The following is an 18566-nucleotide window of genomic DNA, read 5'->3' as shown; positions in this document are numbered from 1 at the left end:
TTAAGTCAGGAAGTCAGCGCACCACCCGTTTTGCAGAATATTCTGTGCTACGGCGTGGTTTTTTTGCGTTCCTAAGGTCCGCGTTTCAGCCCTCCCCGGCCGAAGCCCGCGCCTCTGACGGTTGGAAAGACATCGTACTCGCCACCCTGTTCCACTTTTGAAGCGAAAGGCTTTAAAGATGTCAGCAGATACCCTTACCCTCACCCGTCATGATTTCTCCGTAGGCGACAAGGTCGTCTATCCGGCGCACGGCGTCGGTCAGGTCGCCGCGGTCGAGACCCAGGAAGTTGCGGGCCTGACACTGGAAGTCTACGTCGTCACCTTCGACCACGAAAAGATGACCCTGCGCGTCCCCACCAAGAAGGCCAAGACGGCCGGTCTGCGCCATCTGGCCGCCGACGCCGTCATGTCGCAAGCGCTGGTCACGCTGAAGGGCCGCGCCCGTATCAAGCGCACCATGTGGTCGCGCCGCGCCCAGGAATATGAAGCCAAGATCAATTCGGGCTGCCTGGTCTCGCTGGCCGAAGTGGTCCGCGACCTGCACCGCTCGGATAGCCAGCCGGAACAATCCTATTCCGAGCGCCAGCTCTATGAATCGGCGCTGGACCGCATGGCCCGCGAAGTCGCCGCCATCGAAAAGATCGATCGTGACGCCGCCGTCGCCATCCTCAACAAGAACCTGACCAAGGCCGCCTAAGCCTTCGGATCACAAAAGAGACAAGCCCTCCGGTTCGCCGGAGGGCTTTTTTCATGCGTGACGCAAAAGCCGCACCCTGCGGCGACAAAATCGTTTCATTCAAAACCAACTTGCCGGCGATAGCGATATGATCTATCCGCGCCGGACCTTAACCGTACAGAGAGACCGCGACATGTTCTTTAAGAACACACCCCCGCCCCGTCTCCCTTTGGAAGCCTGAGCGCGATCCGAAGGGATCGCCCACCTGCCCTGAAAATTCCAAAGCAATGGCGTGACGCAAAACAGACTGCGTCGCGAAGGTATCTCCATGTATGTGCGGTTCGTAACGCCGCTCCGCGACCGGATGACGGGCGCGGAGACCGGCTTTTTCCGGGCTTCCTGGTATCTGTCGCGGACCGGATGTCCCGACTGGATTCGCCGGGAGCTCGACGGCCAGTTCGACTGGTTCAACGACTATTTGCCCATTCCCGGCCGGGTCTCGCGTCACTTCAAGCGGCGCGGCAGCATTTACGGCGTCTGCTGGTTCCATCCGGCCGCGCGTGAGTGCATAGAGCGGGCGCGGTACTGTGCCTGGCTGATCGGCGAAGGCGGCGTCCCCGTGGAAGCCATCAAGCTCCGCCGGCCGCGGGAAGTCCTTTGGCGGGACGATCACCAGATCGTTGTGCGCCCGACGACCGACACGCCGCGGGCATTTGCCGGCCGGCATTTCGGGCTGAACTGAAACCGGCAGGTCAGGTGGCGTTTTCCCCTTGACCTGCCGAACCTCTTTGCCTATAGAACGCCCCTCTTCAAGCCTCGGCTTCGCCGCAGGCATGTCTGTCATTTTTTCTTTCCTAAGGTGGAACCCATGTCGCGTCGCTGCGAACTCACCGGTGTCGGCCCGATGGTTGGCCATTCCGTGAGCCACTCCAACATCAAGACGAAGCGCCGCTTCCTGCCGTCCCTGCGTCAAACCGCCCTCGCTTCGGAAGCGCTGGGCCAGTCCTATCGCCTGAAGATCTCGAACGCCGCCCTGCGCACGCTCGACTTCCGTGGCGGCCTGGACGCCTTCCTGATCAAGGCCGACGACGCAGACCTGTCCCTGCGCGCCCGTCGCCTGAAGAAGCAGATCAAGGCGAAGCTGGACGAAGCCAAGGCCTAAAGCCTGCTTCCCGTGAATTTGAAGAACCCGGCCGTCGCGCCGGGTTTTTTGTTGCCTGAAAGCTGACCGTTTTCAGAAATCGGCCGGAAACGGCGTCTGGCTCGCCGCATGACAGCCCTTCCAACAGGAGGTTTCATGCCCGATATCCACGTCCTCAACATCATCACCCACGTAACCGCCGGTTCGCTGGCCATTCTGACCGGCCTGGTCGTCCTGGCGCGCCGCAAGGGGGGCGGCGTCCACCAGATGATGGGCAGGATCACGGTGGGCCTGGCGATCGCCTGCGTGACCACGGCGCTGATCGGTGCCTTTGTTTTTCGCGGCAAGTTGGACCTGATGGGCGTCAGCATAGTCATCAGCTACAACCTCTGGGCCGGCGTGCGTGCCCTGAAACTGAAAGAGAATGGACGGCGCCTTGGCGATCTAGGCCCAGCCATTCTGGTGGTCATGGCGGGTACCGGTCTTTTCGGAATGTCACGGATCGAAAGCCTGCTTAACTGGCCCCCTGCGCTCGTTTACGCCACCGCCGGCAGCTTGGTGACTTATGGCGGCTGGGACGTGGTCCGCACGCTTCTGCCGTCGCGCTGGCGGTTATGGCTGAACCCGGCGGAGCATGCCTTCCGTATGGCCGGGCTGATTGCCGCCCTGATGTCGGTAGCGGCAGCGACACTGTTTCCATCGCCCTATGTCGCGTTGGGCGTTTCCGGCGTGGGCTCGCTGATTGCTTTCGCATTCGCCTTTCGCGCCGCCCGAAAGGCGCTGGGGGTCACGCCCTCCGCTGCTTTGAAAGCGCGGTTGAAGGCGGACAGCGAATTGTAGCCGACAGCCAGGGCAAGCGTCAGGATGGTTGCGTCCTCGTCGATACGCGCCTTGAACGCGGCGATGCGATAGCCGCTCAGCCAGGCGCTGAAATTGCCCTGGCCCTCGCCCAAATGGATGACGCGGCGCAGGCGATGTTCCGGAACGTCAAGGCGCTGCGCCAGTTTCGACAGGGTCAGATTTGGGTCGCTATAGGCTTCGGCTATGACCTCACGGAGGCGGCGCAGTATCTGCTGCTCGCGGCTGTCGAGCGGGCTTTTGGCGGCCTGCGGCGACGCTGACAGCGTGTCGGGCAATCCACCGCCAAAGGCGACGGCGGCAAAGATCAGCCCGCAGGTCAGCCCGGCAGCGATCGGGACGGCCCAGACAGCGCCGCCCAGGACCGAGGCGATGGCCACGCCGGCGCCCAGCACTGCCGACAGCCCCAGCGCCCAGATACGGATGCTTCGCCGGGCGGCGACCAGGTCGTCCGGCAGGCCGCGCCAGACGATGATCGGCAGTTCGACGAAAAGCGCGAGGCTCAAGAGGCTCGACGCCAGGCCCGTCCATCCCGGTGCACCAACGCGCGCGGCCAAACCGAATCCTAAGAGAAAGACCAGAATGCCAAGGTCCTGCCAAACGGGACGGCGCGATGTCTCAAAACCGGCGCGAATGGCGCGGTTACATGCCAGGGGCGCCGCCAGGACGATCGGCAGCAGGAAGCGCAAATCGTCTGGAAACGCAGCATGAAGAAAGTAGGCGGTGCCAGAGATCAGGCTGATCGCCAGATCACTCCGCCCCGGCAATTGCGTCCTGCGCCAGATGATCAGCGCCATCATCAATTGACAGGCGGCAGTGGCGGGCGCCAGCACGGCAAGCATCAGCGCGTCCAGTCGTAAACGAGCAGCTTGGGCTTGGCGACCGGATCGAGATTGTCGCAGATCAGGTAGAAGCGATAGCCGGTCGCCGTCTTCACCGCCGCCACGCCTTCGTAATTGTCGGCCGGCATGGGCGGTGCGATCTTCAAAAGATCGCTCACCACGGTCAGGCGGTCGCCGTTCAGCCGAAGCAGGCGCAACTGGCTGCGCAGGCCGATCAGCGGATTATAGAAACGATAGAGGGCCAGGACCTCATTGCCGCCAGGTTCCAGCGTCGTCAGCGAGGTCAGCTTGTACATAAAGCCCGGCACCTGCGGTCCCTTGACTTGGCGGCAGGCCAGGGTCGTCAGGGGACAGAGCCAGAAGCCGCCGCCTTCGCCACCGGCCAGGAGGCTGTCGCCGACCAGCGTCAGGCCTTCTATGCCCTCATTGGCGGGAAAGACAGGCAGACCACTGAGCTGAAGCGTTTCGCCCTTTTGCGTCCAGCCGTTGCGGAAGGCCATGATGCGGTGAGTGCGCTCGAACGCAACGTAGCGCGTGCCAGTGCGCGGATCAAAGGCGCTGTCTTCGGCGTCGCTGAACAAGCGGTTGGTGAACGTCTTGCCGTCGTCGCCGCGCAGCTGTTCGAGATCGATCGGCGCGTCCTGCTTGAGGTCGAAGCTGATGGCGACGCCGATATCGCTGATGACCTCGACACGCGGGGCGCCATTGCCCGGCGTGACGCGCAGGTCAGACATGCCGCGGAACTGCCACATGCGTGGTTGCGGCGACAGTTCGTAACCGCCGGCGTAGCGGACAGCCGGATTGACCGGATGGGCGTCGCTGGCGGCCGGCAGGGGCTGGATGTTCAGCGTGCGCTTCTGACCGTAGGGATGCAGGGCAGCCTGTGTGGTGCTTGTGGCAAGCAAAGCAAGAGCCCCCACCACCACGCCGGCAAGCCGGCGCGGTCCCCCTCCCCAGTAACCTGGGGAGGAGTAAGTTCGAGGGCGTTTGCTAACTTGCGTCATAGATATTGGGGATCCCTCACAAACATGGCACGGACGTGACGGTCTAGGGTTCGGAGAACAACTCTGTGAGCTTATCCATCAGACCGCCAGCCAAGTGCTCGACATCGATGAGCGTCAAGGCGCGCTTGTAGTAGCGCGTCACGTCGTGGCCAATGCCGATCGCCACCAGCTCAACTCTCCGCGCGCCTTCGATATCGGCAATCACCTTGCGCAGGTGGTTTTCGAGATAGTGCCCCGAATTGACGCTCAGCGTCGAGTCATCGACCGGCGCGCCGTCCGAAATGACCATCAGGATCTTGCGCTGCTCGGGCCGGCCGGCCAGGCGGCCATAGGCCCAGTTCAGTGCCTCGCCGTCGATGTTTTCCTTCAGCAGCCCCTCGCGCATCATCAGGCCGAGGTTCTTATGTGCCCGGCGCCACGGATTGTCGGCGGCCTTATAGATGATGTGGCGCAGGTCATTAAGCCGGCCCGGCCCCGCAGGCTTGCCCGAACGCACCCAGGCTTCGCGCGACTGGCCGCCCTTCCACGCCTTGGTGGTAAAGCCCAGGATCTCGACCTTGACGCCGACGCGCTCCAGGGTCCGCGCCAGGATGTCGGCGCACATGGCGGCGACCATGATCGGCCGGCCCCGCATCGAGCCCGAATTGTCGAGCAGAAGCGTCACCACCGTATCGCGGAACTCGGTGTCCTTTTCCTGCTTGAATGACAGAGGGGCCGACGGATCAACGATGACCCGCGTCAGCTTGGCGGCATCCAGCACGCCTTCTTCGAGGTCGAAGGTCCACGAGCGGTTCTGCTGCGCCATCAGCTTGCGCTGCAGGCGGTTGGCCAGGCGCGACACGACGCTGGCCATGTTCGCCAGTTGCGCATTGAGGAAGCCGCGCAGGCGTTCCAGCTCTTCCGGATCGCACAGCTCTTCGGCCGTCACGACCTCGTCGAACTGCTTGGTATAGATCTCATAGTCGGGCTTGATCGGCGTGTCCGGCGCGCCCTGGTCGCGGAAGTCGACCTCGCCGGCCTCCCCGTCCGGTATTTCGTCGCTGGTCGACTCCGATGCCATCTGCGGGTCGCCCTGCATCTGGGTGTAGTCGTCCTCGCCCTCCTCGGACTGTTCCTGGCCATCGGCGCGTGGTTCGTCCTGTTCGGGACGGTTGTCCTCCTCGGCCTCAGGCTCGTTGTCGTCCTGATCCTCGGTCTCGGCATCGCCTTCGTTGTCTTCGTCCTCGCCCTGGTCCTGCTTTTCCTTCTCGGCATCGAGACTGTCGTCCTTGAGGTCGAGATCGGTCAGGATGCGGCGCGCTTCTTCGGAAAAGCGCTTCTGGTCATGGATATAGGGCAGAAGCGCGCGCAAGCGGTTGCCGGCCTTGTCCTCGACCTCGCCGCGGAAGAAGTTGACGACACGCTCGATCAGGCCCGGCACGCTGTCTCCGGTCAGGTGCTCGCGCGCGATCTGGCCCAGCATATCGGCGAAATTCAGCTCGTCCTTCTGCTCCTTGCGGCCCGTCCCCTTGCGTTCCAGCTCGCTGACATTCGCAGCATGGAGATTGGCGCGCACGCCCATCAGCGCGCGGGCGCCCAGGGCCTCCAGCCGCGCCTCTTCCAAAGCATCGAAGGCTTCGGCGCTCTTGTCGTCACGCGGACGGGCGCTGGCATGGATGCGGTCATTGTGGTGGGCGATACGCAAGGCGGCCCGGTCGGCAACGCCACGGATGGTCTGTGCCTGACGTGGCGCCAGGTCGCGCGGCGGGTGCGGCAGGGTCAGCTTATTGCCGTCACGCTTTGGGCCATCCGAGCCGAAGATGATCTCAAGCTCGGAATCCTCGGCCAGGGCGCGGGTGGAGTGCACCAGGGCCTTTTTGAACGGTTCGCTTAAGATGGTCGTTTTGGGCGGCATGGCGGCTCGCGGGTTCCTTCCAACTCTCCTCCCTAGCGATTGCCTGCCGGCGAGGCTGGGGAGGTGGCATTCCGCCTTGGCGGAATGACGGAGGGGTATTCCACAGACGCAGCCTACCCCTCCACCACTTCGTGGTTCCCCTCCCCATTCTCATGGGGAGGAGAAGATCAGATCACCTTCACTTTGAGAGCCGATTCCTTGACGTCCGTACCAAAGGCGCGCTGGTAGAACTCCGCCAGGGTGTGGCGTTCCAGTTCGTCGGACTTGTTCAGGAAGGACAGGCGGAAGGCCAATTCCGGATCGTCGCCGAAGATCAGCGTGTTCTGCGCCCAGGTGATGACGGTCCGCGGGCTCATGACGGTCGAGATGTCGCCATTGGCGAAGGCCGAACGCGAGTAGTCGGCGACGCGCACCATGGCATCGATGATCTGGCGCTTTTCCGGCGTGTTGAATTCCGGCACCTTGGCCAGGACGATCTCGACCTCGGCGTCATGGCTCAAATAGTTGAGCGTGGTGACCAACGACCAGCGGTCCATCTGGCCCTGGTTGATCTGCTGGGTGCCGTGATAGAGGCCGGTCGTGTCGCCGAGACCGATGGTGTTGGTCGTCGAAAACAGGCGGAAGTTTGCGTTCGGCTTGATGACCTTGTTCTGGTCCAGCAAGGTCAGGCGGCCCTGCGCTTCCAGCACGCGTTGGATGACGAACATGACGTCCGGACGGCCGGCGTCGTATTCATCGAACACCAGGGCGACGGGACGTTGCAGCGCCCACGGCAGGATGCCTTCACGGAATTCCGTGACCTGCTGGCCGTCCTTCAGCACGATGGCGTCCTTGCCGATCAGGTCGATCCGGCTGACGTGGCTGTCGAGGTTGACGCGGACCAGCGGCCAGTTCAGGCGCGCGGCGATCTGTTCGATGTGCGTCGATTTACCCGTGCCGTGGAAGCCCTGGACCATCACGCGGCGATCGAAAGCAAAGCCGGCGCAGATGGCAAGCGTCGTCTGCGGATCGAAGCGGTAGGCCTCATCGATATCCGGCACGTGGTTGTCGCGGTTGGAAAAGGCCGGCACCATCATGTCGGCATCGACGCCGAACACCTCGCGAATGCTGACCTTTTTATCCGGTTTCAGGTTCAGCAACGGATCGGCATATTCAAGATCGGCAGGCATTCTTTGGCTTTCAATCGAGTATTTTTGCGAGCGCGCAATCTATCCAAAAACCGCGAAGCACTTTTTGGATTGCGCTTGAACAGACGGTTTTCAGCTAGGCCGTTCGGACGGGCGAAACAACCCTTAATGTTTGCACTGTGTCATATTTTTTCGCTAAAAATGCCAGCATGACACAGCCCGCGCTCCAGGCCGACAAACCGGCGTCCGATCCCAACCGCACAGTGATCAAAACCTTTCTCAGGGCGATCGAGGACGGCGATCTCGACACCATCGTTTCGTGCTACCATCCGGACGTCAAACACACCGAATGGCCGAACGCGCTGCGCAAGGAAGGCGTGGTCTCGAACCTGGAAGACGTCAAGACGGCCTTTCATCGCGGCCGGACATCGGTACGAAGCCAGACCTTCCATATCAATGCCCTGATCTGTGACGGCGATGTCGTGGCGGCCGAATGCCTGTGGCGCGGCGTGCTGAATGTCGATTTCGGCAAGCTGCAAGCCGGCGACACGATGACGGCGCACGTGTGCAGCGTCTTCGAACTGCGCGACGGCAAGATCTTCCGCCAGCGCAATTACGACTGCTTCGAACCGTTCAGTTAAGCGCAACCCCGAAAGTGGCCTCCGGTTTCGGGATAGGTTGCGCGACAGAAATCAGACCTCGTCAGGGTATTGATAGCTTTCCAGCTTGTCGAGAAATGGCGCCGCCTCGATGTCGTCGAGGGTTTCGCGCACCGGCCAATCATTGACATGGTCCATCCACGGAATGCGGCCTTCGATACCGAACTGGATTTCCGGTTCGATGCGCTCCGGGTGATCGAACGCGCCGATCGCCACGGCCAGCCCGTCCGGCGCTTCATAGGTCAGGGGCGTGCCGCACTCTGGACAAAAGCCGCGCTGGACGAGGTTGGAGCTTTGAAAGCGCCTGGGCTCGGCCTTTGTCCACTTCAGCGCACCCTCAGGGATCGACACCAGCGGTGCGAAGACATTGCCGAACGCCTTCTGGCACATGCGGCAGTGGCAGACCGACGCCTTGCCGAGCGGGCCTTTGACTTCAAAGCGCACCGCGCCGCACTGGCATCCGCCTTTTGAAAGTGTCATGACGTCCTCGTCTTGGCAGGATTTGCCGTCCTGCCTATATGAGGCACCCACCCAAAAGCGGCAACAGGACCACCTATGGCGCATTTCGTCCTCGATAACCCCGTCTGGCATGCCCTGACGACGCGCCATGCCCATCTGGCCGAAGGCAGGCCGCCTGTCCTGCGTTATCCCGCCGATGTGTCGCCGTTCGCGGCGTTCGAAACGCCCGACGCTTTGGAGCATCTCGGCAACGTGGTGCCCAATGACGGCAATGCGGTCGTGTGGGCGAACACTGCCCTGGATGCGCCCGCTGGTCTTGAACGGATGACGGCGTTCGATGTCATGCAACTGGTGGCCGACGATTTCCGCCCGGGTCCGGTCAGTGCGAATATCCAACCGCTGACCAAGGCTGATGTGCCCGACATCCTGGAGCTTACGGCGCTGACGCGGCCGGGACCTTTCGGCACACGAACCATCGAAAAGGGCGATTTTGTCGGCATCCGCGACAATGGCCGGCTGATCGCCATGGCGGGCGAACGCATGTGCCTGCCGGGCTATACGGAGATTACGGCCATCTGCACGCACCCGGATTATCAGGGGCGCGGCCTGGCCAAACAACTGATCTCTGTCATGGGCAGCAAGATCAAGGCAGAAGGCCGCATTCCCTTCCTGCACTCCCTACCGGACAACGAATCTGCTTTGCGGGCCTACGCCTCGACCGGTTTCAAACCCCGCCGCATGTGGCAGGTCAACCTGTTCGGCCGCACCGGCGCATCTTCGGGTAGTGACGGTTACTTCGCAGGCAGGTAACGCTCCGCCACAGGTAACGGCGGGTAAAAGCCTTCAAATTGGATGAGATGCTAGCTGGCTAGCGCCGGCTGTATCCTTATACAGCCAAGCGACGACCGCGACGCAGATCGCTCCGCGCTCAAGCAGCGAAGCGATAGCGCATCAAAAAAGCCAAGGCTTTTACGAGGTTTGCATCTTTTTGAGGACTTTATAAGCCTTGATAACTCTCTGCAGCTTGTCCTCGGCCGAACGGTCGCCGCCGTTATTGTCCGGGTGGCAGCGCTTGAGCAGCTCGGTATAGCGGACGCGTATCTGGTCCCAGGTCGCACCGGCTTCGAGGTCGAGATCGGCAAAGGCCTGGCGCTCGATCTTGCCGTACTGCTTCTCGGCCGGCACGGCCTTGTCGCGATTCGGCGCGGCGCCGGCGCCAAAGACGCTGTGCGGATCGTAGAAGCCGCCGGCCTTGGTGCCCTTGGTCGTAAAGTTGGCGGCTTCGCGCGACTGACGCGAGGCCCGGAACGCCCAGGTCGGACGGTCGCCGGTCGCGATCGATTCGCGGTGACGGCGCGCCTCGCCTTCGGACATGCCGGCGAAGAAATTCCAGTTCTTGTTGTACTCGCCGGCGTGCAGCTGGCAGAAGTTATAGAATTCGTTCATCATTTCGCGCGACTTCGGCGCCCGAGCGGTCGCGGCCTTGTGGCACTCCGGCCATTCGCAAGGCTTTTGGCCCGGCTTGAGCTGCAATACGTCTTCTTCCGGACGGCGCGTTTGTTCCTCGCCTTCCTTGGGAGGGCGGATGCGCATGTCCATAAAACGCGGCTTGTACTTGAATCCTTCGCTCATATGATGAGATATCACCCTGAAAGCATAATAACTGCTGAATTATATCTGACGTGTGAGGCCGAATATGGGTGAAATCGCTGATCGTATCCGATCGAAGCTGGAATCAGCCCTTGCCCCGGTGCGCCTTGATATCCAAGACGACAGCGCCAAACATAGTGGGCATTCGGGCGCGCGTGAAGGGGGCGAGAGTCATTTTTCCGTGCTTATCGTGTCATCCGCCTTCGAGGGGCTGAGCCGCGTGGCGCGTCAGCGGCGGGTAAACACCATACTGGCCGAGGAACTGGCCGGTCCTGTCCACGCCCTCAGCATCCAGGCAAAGACGCCGGCTGAGGCGTGAAACCCACACTCGCGAAAATCCTCTGCCCGCCGCTTGACGCTCGAACGCGCGCACCGTAAGGCGGCGCCGTGCCAATGGTGCTTCCCGAAGGGGAAGATAATAGGGAACCGGGTGGAAATCCCGGACTGTCCTCGCAACTGTAAGCGTTAAGCCCGCCGCCACACGTCACCTGCATCCGCGGGGAAGACGGCGTCGGGCGTCTGAGACGCAAGTCAGGAAACCTGCCATGGCTGTCGTCCTTTGCCCTGGTCGAGGTGTGCCGGGCGAGCGAGAAGCCTCTCGAAAGACGATGTGTTTGTGAGCCGTAGTCCCAGGACAGTCGGCTCTCGTCTTCTGGCGGAAAGAAACCGTTCCATGTTGAAGAATATCCTTATCCTCGGCGCGTCCTCGCTGGCGCTGCTGTCCCCTCCCCTTGCCTATGCTGATGGCGAAGACGTCGTCGTCACCGTCACGCGCGAAGCCTTGCCCGTATCGAAGATCGGCCAGGCCGTCGACGTCCTGACCGACGCCGACATCAAGTCCTATCAATCCCTGTCGGTCAGCGACCTGCTGGCGCGCACCACCGACCTGCATATCGTCGCCAATGGCGGTCCGGGGGCCTCAGGCGCCTCCAGCATCCGTGGCGCCGGCGCCGACCAGGTGCTGTATCTGCTAGACGGCATCGCCCTGAACGATCCGTCCCAAGTCGGCGGCGGTGTCGATCTCGGTGTCCTGTCGACCGGCGACGCCGAACGCATCGAAGTCCTGCGCGGCCCGCTGTCGACCCTTTGGGGCTCGGGCGCCGTCGGCGGCGTCGTCAGCATCACCACGCGTCGCGCGACAAAGGCGCTGGAAGGCGATCTGGCCGTCGAAGGTTTCGATCACTATGGCTCGGCGCGTCTCGGCGTCGGCGGTAAGGCCGGTCGTCTGAACTGGCGCGTCTTTGCGTCAGGTCTCAATGATCGCGGCGTGTCGGCTGCGGCCAGCGGCACCGAAACCGATGGCTTTACCCAGACACAACTGAGCGCACGCTTGAGCTATGCCGTGACGGACCACGTCACCTGGACCGGCCTGGCCGCGAAAACGCACAATTACAGCGAAGTCGACGGCTACGACATCAACTTCAATTTCACTGACACCGACGATACCTCGCTGAGCGACACAACGCTTCTGGCCGCCGGATTGACGGCGCGGTCCGAGCGCATCGAACACACCCTGTCGCTGAGCGCGACCGAGACCGAGCGCAAGCTTTTCGACGCCACCCGCACCCCGACCTTTGAAGGTCGGGGCCATTCGCTGACGGCGGATTATCACCTCGTCTATCGCGCCTCCGACGCCACGCGCCTGCTGGCGGGCCTGCGCCACCAGAAGGACGAAATGCGCACCGAGTCCACCTGGACGCCGCAGCAGACCGCCGACCAGGACCTGACCAGCGTCTACGGCCAGGTGCGTCACGATTTCGGCGTGGCCAGCGTGGCCCTCAGCGCCCGCCACGACGAGTCGTCGAGCTTTGGTGGCCAGGACATCGTCCAGGCGTCGGTCGCCGTTCCGGCCGGCCAGTGGCGTTTCCGCGCCAGCGCCGGCCAGGGCGTCAAGGTGCCGAGCCTCTATCAGCTCTATAGCGATTACGGCAATCTGGAGCTGGAGCCCGAAAAGGCCCTGACCATCGATGGCGGTTTCGATTACAGCTTCGCCACCGGTCAGGTGTCGGTGACGGCTTTTACCCGCAATATCGACAACCTGATCGGCTTCGACAGCTGCTGGCCGGCGACGGCCGCCCTGTGCGCCACGCATCCGTTCGGCTTCTACGCCAATATCGACAAGTCCGAAGCCAATGGCGTCGAGCTGGAATGGGCGCAGGATATCAGCGATCGCCTGCATGTGCGCGGCAACGTGACGGCGCTCAATACCCGCAACGAGTCCGTGGGTCTGGAAGGCAAGGAGCTGGCACGCAAGCCGAATCTGCTGGCCAATCTGGACCTCAGCTACGACGTCAGCGATGCCGTGAACCTGGCGATTGGCCTGCGTCACGCCGGCGATGCCTTCGATAACTCTGCCAACACGGTTCCGCTAGACGCCTATACGGTCACGGACCTTCGCGCGCGTTACAAGTTGAACGACCGGGTCGAGCTCTATGGCCGCATCGAGAACCTGACCGACCAGCGCTATGAGACCGCCGCCGGCTACAGCCAGCTCGGCCGCCGGCTGTGGGTCGGGGTTCGCACGCGTCTATTCTAAAGCCGAACATCTAAGCGGCTTTCGGCTAGATATCGCTTCGGCGAAAACAAGCTGGCGCTGATGTTCAAATATGAATGTCATCGCCAACTTGTGTGCGCGAGGCTACACGCGATGCGGCGGATGCAACAACTTACCTCACCGTTACGGCAATTGTGGCGCTCAGATGAACGAAAAACGTATTGTGCGTTGCGATCAAAAATGCTTCGCTGCCGGCGTTACTTTAATTATTGCCGGGCGCTTTCAGGCCGCCGGACGTTCCAACCCGTCCGGCGGCCGTATAGCATGAGGCGGGGTCTATGCCGGCCATCCGTCCGACTTTCCGCCGGTTTTCGACAGAACCTCCAGACCTTCGATGCGCATGGCCTTATCGACCGCTTTCAGCATGTCGTAAAGGGTAAGCGCCGCCACGCTGACGGCCGTCAGTGCTTCCATCTCCACGCCCGTCTGCCCCGACGTCCTGACCTCGGCCGAAATATCGAAGCCTGGCAGGCTGGCATTCTCGGTGATGACGACAGCGACCTTGGTCAGCGCCAACGGATGACACAGCGGGATCAGGTCGGCGGTTCGCTTGGCGGCCATGATGCCGGCCAGCTCCGCCGTCGTGACCACCGCGCCCTTGGGCGTCCGGCCTTCGCGCACCAGGGTCACCGTCCCTGCGGCGCAGACGAGCCGGCCCGCGGCCCTGGCGGTCCGGGCCGTCACGGCTTTGTCGGAAACATCGACCATGCGGGCGCGGCCGGCTTCGTCGAGATGCGTCAGGTCGCTCATGTCCACCTCTTGAGATCTTTGGCGTCGGCGGCGCGCGGTTCCACCCAGTGTTCCCCGTCCCGACCCGCTTCGCGCTTCCACAGGGCCGCCTCGGATTTCAACCGGTCCATGGCGTAGTCGGCCGCTTCGAAGGCCGCGCGCCGATGCGCACTGGCGGCGGCGACGAAGACGATGGTCTCGCCCGCCATGACCTTGCCGCAACGGTGCAGGACGCTCAGCGCCGTGATGTCGAAACGCTGGGCGGCGGCTTCGGCGATCTCCTGGAGCGATGCCTCGGTCATGCCGGGATACCAGTCGAGGAAAAGATAATCGACCGCGCCGCTTTCACCGCGCACCACGCCGGTAAAGCTGACCACGGCCCCGGCAGAGCCTTCGGCACGGTCGAAGACGGCATAGGCCGCCGCCGGATCCAGGCCGTCCTCCAGCAATCGCACATCGAGCCGGGCCATCATCCCCCCGAAAAGATCGAAAAAAAGGCCACTTCGTCACCGTCATCGATGCGCCGATCCGAAGTCGCGACGACCTTATTGACACTCATGCGAATGTCCTGCGCTGTCACCTGCCCCTGCGCGAGGGCGTCAGCAAAAATCCGGTCTCGCAATACGTGCAGCGTTCCGCCATCCGGGACGCCGATCGTGAGTGATCGCCGGCCCGCCACATCCGCCATCTTGCCAAAAAACAGCACTTCGATCACAACATTCTCCCGCGCGGACAGATTAACGCAACTTCGCGCACCGCTCCTTTAAAAAATTCAGCGGTTTCAGGCGTTCCCCCCTTGCTAAAACACCTATCCTCGGCTCAATACAAGGCCTCAGTTTTACCAAGCCGGACTCAGATGGGCGCCTCGAACTACAGACTGCTGCGTTTCCTTGCCCGGCTTGCCGCTTTTGGAAAATCTCCTCCCCCGCTGGTCCTGCCCGACCCGAGCGACCCTGCGTCGTTCAAGGTGCTTCTGCACCGCCCGCAGGTTGAGCTGGACACGGAGGGCCTGCGCAGCTTTTATGCCGGTAAACGCATACTGGTCACAGGCGCCGGCGGCTCGATTGGCTCGGAAATCTGCAAGCAGGCTTTAAGTCTCGGCGCGGCCCACGTTACGCTCGTCGATCACTCGGAACTGGCGCTCTACGAAATCGATCGCGCGATTCGCGAACAGTTCGGCACGACGCACGCCCAGCCCATCCTGTGCAGCATCCGCCGCAAGGAGCGCCTGGCCGCCGTCGTCAAGGCGCAGGCGCCGGATGTCATCTTCCACGCCGCGGCGCTGAAGCACGTGCCGATGGTCGAGCTCAATCCGTGCGAAGCCGTGCTGACCAATGTTTTAGGTACGCAATACGTCATCGACGCCGCCAAGGCCGCCGGCGTCAAGCAACTGGTCCTGATCTCGTCGGACAAGGCTGTGGCGCCGTCGTCGCTGATGGGCGCGACCAAGCGCATGGCCGAACACCTGATCCGCAGCCAGATCACCGATTCGCATCAGGCCTGCGTCGTACGTTTCGGCAATGTCCTGGGGTCGACCGGCTCCGTCGTGCCGCTGTTCCGGTCGCAGATCGAGCGCGGCGGCCCGATCACCCTGACGGACAAGGATGCCGAGCGTTATTTCATGACGATCTTCGAGGCGGTACAGCTTGTCCTGACCGCAGCGATGACCAACGCCCAGACGCCCGAAAATCATTCCGGCCTGTATATCCTCGAGATGGGTGAGCCGGTGCGCATCTACGACCTGGCCACGCGCATGATCAGGCTCTATGGCCTGACGCCGGAGAAAGATATCAAGATCGTCTTCACCGGTTTACGCGAAGGCGAGAAAATCACCGAGGCCCTGGTCGACGACAACGAGGTGCGCAAGGCGCTACTTCCCGGCATTTTCGAAGTTTCCGACCATGTCAGCGTCCAACCGATCGCCGAAAACGTCATGCAGACCCTGTACGGCGTCGCCCAGGAAGGCCACGACGACACCGCCAAGGAAATGGTGTTCAACCTGGTGAATTCGCTGCGCGAGTAAGGCTCAGCTCTTGAGACAGGTCCGGGAGAACTCGCGGTAGCTCTGCCCGCCTGTCCGGCTTTCGGCCTTCATTTTCCTCCATTGTGCGCCGCAGATCTTCATGCGGTTCGGTCCGCGCTTTTTCGCCTTGCCACCTGCCTTGACCGTTTTGGTGGCGGCGGAAGCCGGATCGGCAAGGCAGGTTTTCAGAAACGGCTTGTAAGCCTGCGCCTGCCCCGCGTCCCGGCGTTCCAGCCAGGCTTGCGTACAGGCCTGCATCCGGCCGTTCGGCTTGTCCGCCGCGACAGCCGGCGTCGCCAGGATCACCAACAACGCGGCGACGGCCAGCCATTTCACGGCTTGGCTACGCCATAGGCGGCGCAGAAAACGAACATGGCGGCTTCGACCTCGGCGTCGATTTCGGCATCGGTCGGCGGCGCGATGTAGTTGAGCAACATCGCCTTGATCATCCGGCCATGGATCAGCGAAGTGAACTGGTGCGCCGCCAGCAGCGTGTCGTCGATCTTCAGTTCCCCGCGCGCCACGGCCTTGTTCAGATACTCAGCCAGCAGTTTCGCCCCGCGCAAAGGCCCGGTTTCGTAGAAGAGCCGGCCGATTTCGGGTGACTTGGCGCTTTCGGCGGAAATGACGCGCCAGTTGGCGAGCGTGCGTTCGCTGGTGAACATGCGCAGGTAACGCTTGGCGAACTTGGTCAGCACGACGCGCGCCTCGGCCTCGTCGGTGAGCAGTTCGCTCATCTGGTTGCGGTGGATCTCGCAGTGGCGCTCTACGTAAGCCGCGAACAGCTCCTCCTTGCTGCGGAAGTAGCTGTAGAGCGTGCCCTTGGAACCGCCGACGCGCGCGGCAATGGTCGACACCGATGCGGCCGCATAACCTTCCTGCAGGAAGATTTCACTGGCAATATCAAGGATCTGTTCGCGACGCGCCGCCTGTTTTTCGGATTTCATATCCTTTGCTAAGCCTGATGGCGCGGCTGTGTCAACGCTTGCGGACATTGGGATCAGCGACACATCTGGTCGAGGCCGGCCACAGAGGTGTTCGCGATGGCCGAGATGTCGATGCCTTTGGCCTGGGCGGTCCGCTCCATGACCAGGCCCGATTTCAGGCCCGGCTCGGCATAAGCGGCATCGCTTTGAACCTCTTCCAGCGTCACGAATTTCGCGCCGCTCTTTTCCAGTTCGTCGAGGACCTGCGGCAGCATGATGGCGCCGAATCCGCCGATATGGGTCAGCAGGACCTGGGGGATCATCCGGCCATAGACCTTCTGCGACACCGCCTTGCTGCGCGCGATCTGGGCCCGGACCTCGTCCATGTAGCGGGTCTTCATGGTCTCGACAGCGGCGGTGTCGCCCTTGGCGACGCAGCGCGCGTGGGTATCGGTATAGGCCCAGTCGTTGAACGACATCGACACGTCGGCAATGGTGTAGCCGTGCGCCTTCAGCCATTCCGCCACCGCCGGGCCGCGCGCCGCGTCGCCGGCGTTCAGGAACGGATAGCGAAAGGAGTGCCAGTTTTCGCCGGGCATAAGCTCAGCCAGCACCGGCTCATTGGCCGCGATGCCTTTTATGAAGTCCTCGGCCGTGCCGGCGTCGACGCTGGCGTGGCTGACGTGATGATTGCCGAGCGGATGGCCGGCGGCGCGCCACATCTGAAGCACCTTGGCGTTGTCGGGATCGCCCTTGAGGTGGACGGAATTGATATAGCCATAGACGCGCGGCACCTTGTGCGCCGCATAGGCGTCGAGCGTCATTTTCGCGATGCCCGACCGCGTCATCCCGGCTGGCAGGGCGCCGTGCGACGGCAGGTCGTCGATGGTGACGGCCAGCTTGTAGCTCCCGTCTGCCGCGACCGCGTGTCCGGCCAGCACCAGAGCCACCGCGCCCACGCACATTCCAAGCCACCGACCGAATCTCATGCCTTACGCCTTCCCTGAATTGTTATTACCCGCACTGTGCGTCAGAACGCCGGAGGCCGCAAGTGTAACGACGGGATTGCCTCGCGGTCGTTACGGATGTAATAAATAACGGGGCTATATAAACAGGGGCACTCTTAATGAATGGTACTATTTTCCTGCGCACCAGCGTCATCGCTTTTGTGCTGTCGATGGGTTTCGGCGCCTATATGGGCGGCACGCACGACTTTACCTACGCGCCGGTGCACGGCCACCTCAACCTGATCGGCGGAGTTTTGATGTTCCTGGCCGGCCTGTTCTACAACAGCCATCCCAACCTGTCGCCGAAGCTGATCCTGGCGCACTACTGCATAGCGCTGCTGGGCCTGCTGCTGATCATCCCGGGCATTTATGGCTCGATCGCCGTCATGCCATGGGCGGCGCCGGTTGTTGGCCTCGGCTCGGTCGTGACCATTGTCAGCGCTCTGGTCTTCGCCTTCATGGTCTACAAGGGCACGGGCAAGGCAAAGGCGTAATCCGGGATCGGACTACGCCTTCGGGCTTCATTAAAAAGTTTGTCCTAGATCGGCATGATTTTAAGTGGAAACATCATACCGATCACCGCCTACACTTTTGGCTGCGCCGAACTTCGTTTCGCCATATCGCTCTAGCCGAACGCCTTGGCGGCGGTGCGGGTGACGTTTTCCAACTCGCCGAACAGATCCGGCTCGATGGCGTCGAATACAAAGCAGGTCTTGCTCTGGGCGTGGCTCTTCAGCGCGTCCGGAACCGGAATGTCGCGCCCTTCCTTCATGGCCAGCGGCGGCAGATAGTAGGAGACGCGGCTGCCGGCCAGGCGGACCGTGCCGAACCAGATCGGGTCCTTCGACGCCATGGTCGCGGTCGGAACATTGACCGTGCATTCGCCCACCACATCCTTGCCGATTTTCATGGCAGGCGCCGCGCGGACCATCAGGTCGCGCAAGGCAATGTAGAGCGGGTACTGGTCGGCCATGGCTGGAACTCCTTTTGAAACTGCCCGGTTTATGCTGACGCGGT

At 62.3% G+C, this 18566-nt stretch carries 22 protein-coding genes and 1 riboswitch; of the genes, 9 read left to right on the top strand and 13 right to left on the bottom strand.

Going from position 1 to position 18566, the window contains the following annotated elements; genetic code table 11:
• Window positions 1-178: 178 nt before the first annotated feature.
• The 3 genes from J2X24_RS20695 to rpmB all read left to right on the top strand — a co-directional run bounded on the left by J2X24_RS20695 (window position 179) and on the right by rpmB (window position 1838).
• Window positions 179-697, top strand: coding sequence for a CarD family transcriptional regulator (locus J2X24_RS20695; protein ID WP_209725690.1), 519 nt, complete (start codon window positions 179-181; stop codon window positions 695-697).
• A gap of 271 nt (window positions 698-968) precedes the next feature.
• Window positions 969-1418, top strand: a complete 450-nt coding sequence (locus J2X24_RS20690; protein ID WP_310005083.1) for a hypothetical protein — start codon at window positions 969-971, stop codon at window positions 1416-1418.
• 126 nt (window positions 1419-1544) lie between these two features.
• Window positions 1545-1838, top strand: coding sequence for a 50S ribosomal protein L28 (gene rpmB / locus J2X24_RS20685; RefSeq protein WP_209725688.1), 294 nt, complete (start codon window positions 1545-1547; stop codon window positions 1836-1838).
• A gap of 683 nt (window positions 1839-2521) precedes the next feature.
• Here the strand turns inward: rpmB and J2X24_RS20680 are convergent.
• The 4 genes from J2X24_RS20680 to cobS all read right to left on the bottom strand — a co-directional run bounded on the left by J2X24_RS20680 (window position 2522) and on the right by cobS (window position 7584).
• Complete coding sequence (locus tag J2X24_RS20680; RefSeq protein WP_209725686.1) at window positions 2522-3517, bottom strand: helix-turn-helix domain-containing protein; 996 nt, start codon at window positions 3515-3517, stop codon at window positions 2522-2524.
• Entirely contained in the window at window positions 3517-4422 is a 906-nt protein-coding gene (locus J2X24_RS20675) for an esterase-like activity of phytase family protein (protein ID WP_209725684.1), read from the bottom strand. The genes J2X24_RS20680 and J2X24_RS20675 overlap by 1 nt, the downstream gene beginning before the upstream one ends.
• Window positions 4423-4564: 142 nt before the next feature.
• Window positions 4565-6415: a cobaltochelatase subunit CobT gene (cobT, locus tag J2X24_RS20670; RefSeq protein WP_209725683.1), complete on the bottom strand. Its 1851-nt coding sequence runs from the start codon at window positions 6413-6415 to the stop codon at window positions 4565-4567.
• A 167-nt stretch (window positions 6416-6582) separates the two neighbouring features.
• Window positions 6583-7584, bottom strand: coding sequence for a cobaltochelatase subunit CobS (gene cobS, locus J2X24_RS20665; RefSeq protein WP_209725681.1), 1002 nt, complete (start codon window positions 7582-7584; stop codon window positions 6583-6585).
• Window positions 7585-7751: 167 nt separating this feature from the next.
• Here cobS and J2X24_RS20660 point away from each other — a divergent pair, with 167 nt between their 5' ends.
• Complete coding sequence (locus J2X24_RS20660; RefSeq protein ID WP_209725678.1) at window positions 7752-8183, top strand: nuclear transport factor 2 family protein; 432 nt, start codon at window positions 7752-7754, stop codon at window positions 8181-8183.
• Window positions 8184-8234: 51 nt separating this feature from the next.
• On the opposite strand, the gene J2X24_RS20655 is transcribed toward J2X24_RS20660, so the two are convergent.
• Entirely contained in the window at window positions 8235-8681 is a 447-nt protein-coding gene (locus J2X24_RS20655; protein WP_209725676.1) for a GFA family protein, read from the bottom strand.
• Window positions 8682-8756: 75 nt separating this feature from the next.
• Here J2X24_RS20655 and J2X24_RS20650 point away from each other — a divergent pair, with 75 nt between their 5' ends.
• Window positions 8757-9470 carry a GNAT family N-acetyltransferase gene (locus tag J2X24_RS20650; protein ID WP_209725674.1) on the top strand — a complete coding sequence of 238 codons (714 nt, stop codon included), beginning with the start codon at window positions 8757-8759 and terminating at the stop codon, window positions 9468-9470.
• A gap of 159 nt (window positions 9471-9629) precedes the next feature.
• Here J2X24_RS20650 and J2X24_RS20645 read toward each other — a convergent pair whose 3' ends face one another.
• Window positions 9630-10292 (bottom strand): J domain-containing protein, encoded by a 663-nt coding sequence (locus J2X24_RS20645; RefSeq protein ID WP_209725672.1) that lies wholly within the window; start codon window positions 10290-10292, stop codon window positions 9630-9632.
• A gap of 64 nt (window positions 10293-10356) precedes the next feature.
• On the opposite strand from J2X24_RS20645, the gene J2X24_RS20640 reads away from it, so the two are divergent.
• Together J2X24_RS20640 and J2X24_RS20635 are read left to right on the top strand one after the other, a co-directional pair.
• Window positions 10357-10629, top strand: a complete 273-nt coding sequence (locus J2X24_RS20640; protein WP_209725670.1) for a BolA family protein — start codon at window positions 10357-10359, stop codon at window positions 10627-10629.
• Window positions 10630-10687: 58 nt separating this feature from the next.
• Window positions 10688-10872, top strand: a riboswitch (cobalamin riboswitch).
• Window positions 10873-10983: 111 nt separating this feature from the next.
• The gene (locus J2X24_RS20635) at window positions 10984-12846 is read left to right on the top strand and encodes a TonB-dependent receptor plug domain-containing protein (RefSeq protein WP_209725668.1); all 1863 of its coding nucleotides are present in this window, start codon (window positions 10984-10986) and stop codon (window positions 12844-12846) included.
• A gap of 294 nt (window positions 12847-13140) precedes the next feature.
• On the opposite strand, the gene moaC is transcribed toward J2X24_RS20635, so the two are convergent.
• Genes moaC through J2X24_RS20620 form a run of 3 tightly spaced genes read right to left on the bottom strand, consistent with a single transcriptional unit; the run spans window position 13141 to window position 14308 of the window.
• Window positions 13141-13614, bottom strand: coding sequence for a cyclic pyranopterin monophosphate synthase MoaC (moaC, locus tag J2X24_RS20630; RefSeq protein ID WP_209725666.1), 474 nt, complete (start codon window positions 13612-13614; stop codon window positions 13141-13143).
• Entirely contained in the window at window positions 13611-14063 is a 453-nt protein-coding gene (locus tag J2X24_RS20625; protein ID WP_209725664.1) for a molybdenum cofactor biosynthesis protein MoaE, read from the bottom strand. Before J2X24_RS20625 ends, moaC begins: the two co-directional genes overlap by 4 nt.
• A complete protein-coding gene (locus tag J2X24_RS20620) occupies window positions 14063-14308 on the bottom strand; it encodes a MoaD/ThiS family protein (RefSeq protein WP_209725661.1) in 246 nt (81 codons plus the stop codon). The genes J2X24_RS20625 and J2X24_RS20620 overlap by 1 nt, the downstream gene beginning before the upstream one ends.
• Before the next feature lie 141 nt (window positions 14309-14449).
• On the opposite strand from J2X24_RS20620, the gene J2X24_RS20615 reads away from it, so the two are divergent.
• Complete coding sequence (locus J2X24_RS20615; RefSeq protein ID WP_209725659.1) at window positions 14450-15616, top strand: SDR family NAD(P)-dependent oxidoreductase; 1167 nt, start codon at window positions 14450-14452, stop codon at window positions 15614-15616.
• A 3-nt stretch (window positions 15617-15619) separates the two neighbouring features.
• Here the strand turns inward: J2X24_RS20615 and J2X24_RS20610 are convergent, their stop codons facing one another.
• Genes J2X24_RS20610 through J2X24_RS20600 form a run of 3 tightly spaced genes read right to left on the bottom strand, consistent with a single transcriptional unit; the run spans window position 15620 to window position 17501 of the window.
• On the bottom strand, window positions 15620-15952 hold the full coding sequence (locus tag J2X24_RS20610; RefSeq protein ID WP_209725658.1) for a hypothetical protein: 333 nt from the start codon (window positions 15950-15952) through the stop codon (window positions 15620-15622).
• Window positions 15949-16563: a TetR/AcrR family transcriptional regulator gene (locus J2X24_RS20605; RefSeq protein ID WP_245344997.1), complete on the bottom strand. Its 615-nt coding sequence runs from the start codon at window positions 16561-16563 to the stop codon at window positions 15949-15951. Before J2X24_RS20605 ends, J2X24_RS20610 begins: the two co-directional genes overlap by 4 nt.
• 53 nt (window positions 16564-16616) lie before the next feature.
• Entirely contained in the window at window positions 16617-17501 is an 885-nt protein-coding gene (locus J2X24_RS20600) for a polysaccharide deacetylase family protein (protein WP_342591102.1), read from the bottom strand.
• Window positions 17502-17668: 167 nt separating this feature from the next.
• Between J2X24_RS20600 and J2X24_RS20595 the strand changes: the two genes are divergently transcribed.
• Window positions 17669-18043, top strand: coding sequence for a hypothetical protein (locus J2X24_RS20595; RefSeq protein WP_209725654.1), 375 nt, complete (start codon window positions 17669-17671; stop codon window positions 18041-18043).
• A gap of 131 nt (window positions 18044-18174) precedes the next feature.
• On the opposite strand, the gene J2X24_RS20590 is transcribed toward J2X24_RS20595, so the two are convergent.
• Window positions 18175-18522: a hypothetical protein gene (locus tag J2X24_RS20590; RefSeq protein ID WP_209725652.1), complete on the bottom strand. Its 348-nt coding sequence runs from the start codon at window positions 18520-18522 to the stop codon at window positions 18175-18177.
• Between the last annotated feature and the right edge of the window lie 44 nt (window positions 18523-18566).

It is taken from the genome of Asticcacaulis solisilvae (assembly GCF_017875235.1).
Classification (GTDB): domain Bacteria; phylum Pseudomonadota; class Alphaproteobacteria; order Caulobacterales; family Caulobacteraceae; genus Asticcacaulis; species Asticcacaulis solisilvae_A.
Note: the sequence above shows the minus strand (reverse complement) of the source record. Positions and strands in the feature narration are given on the sequence as shown.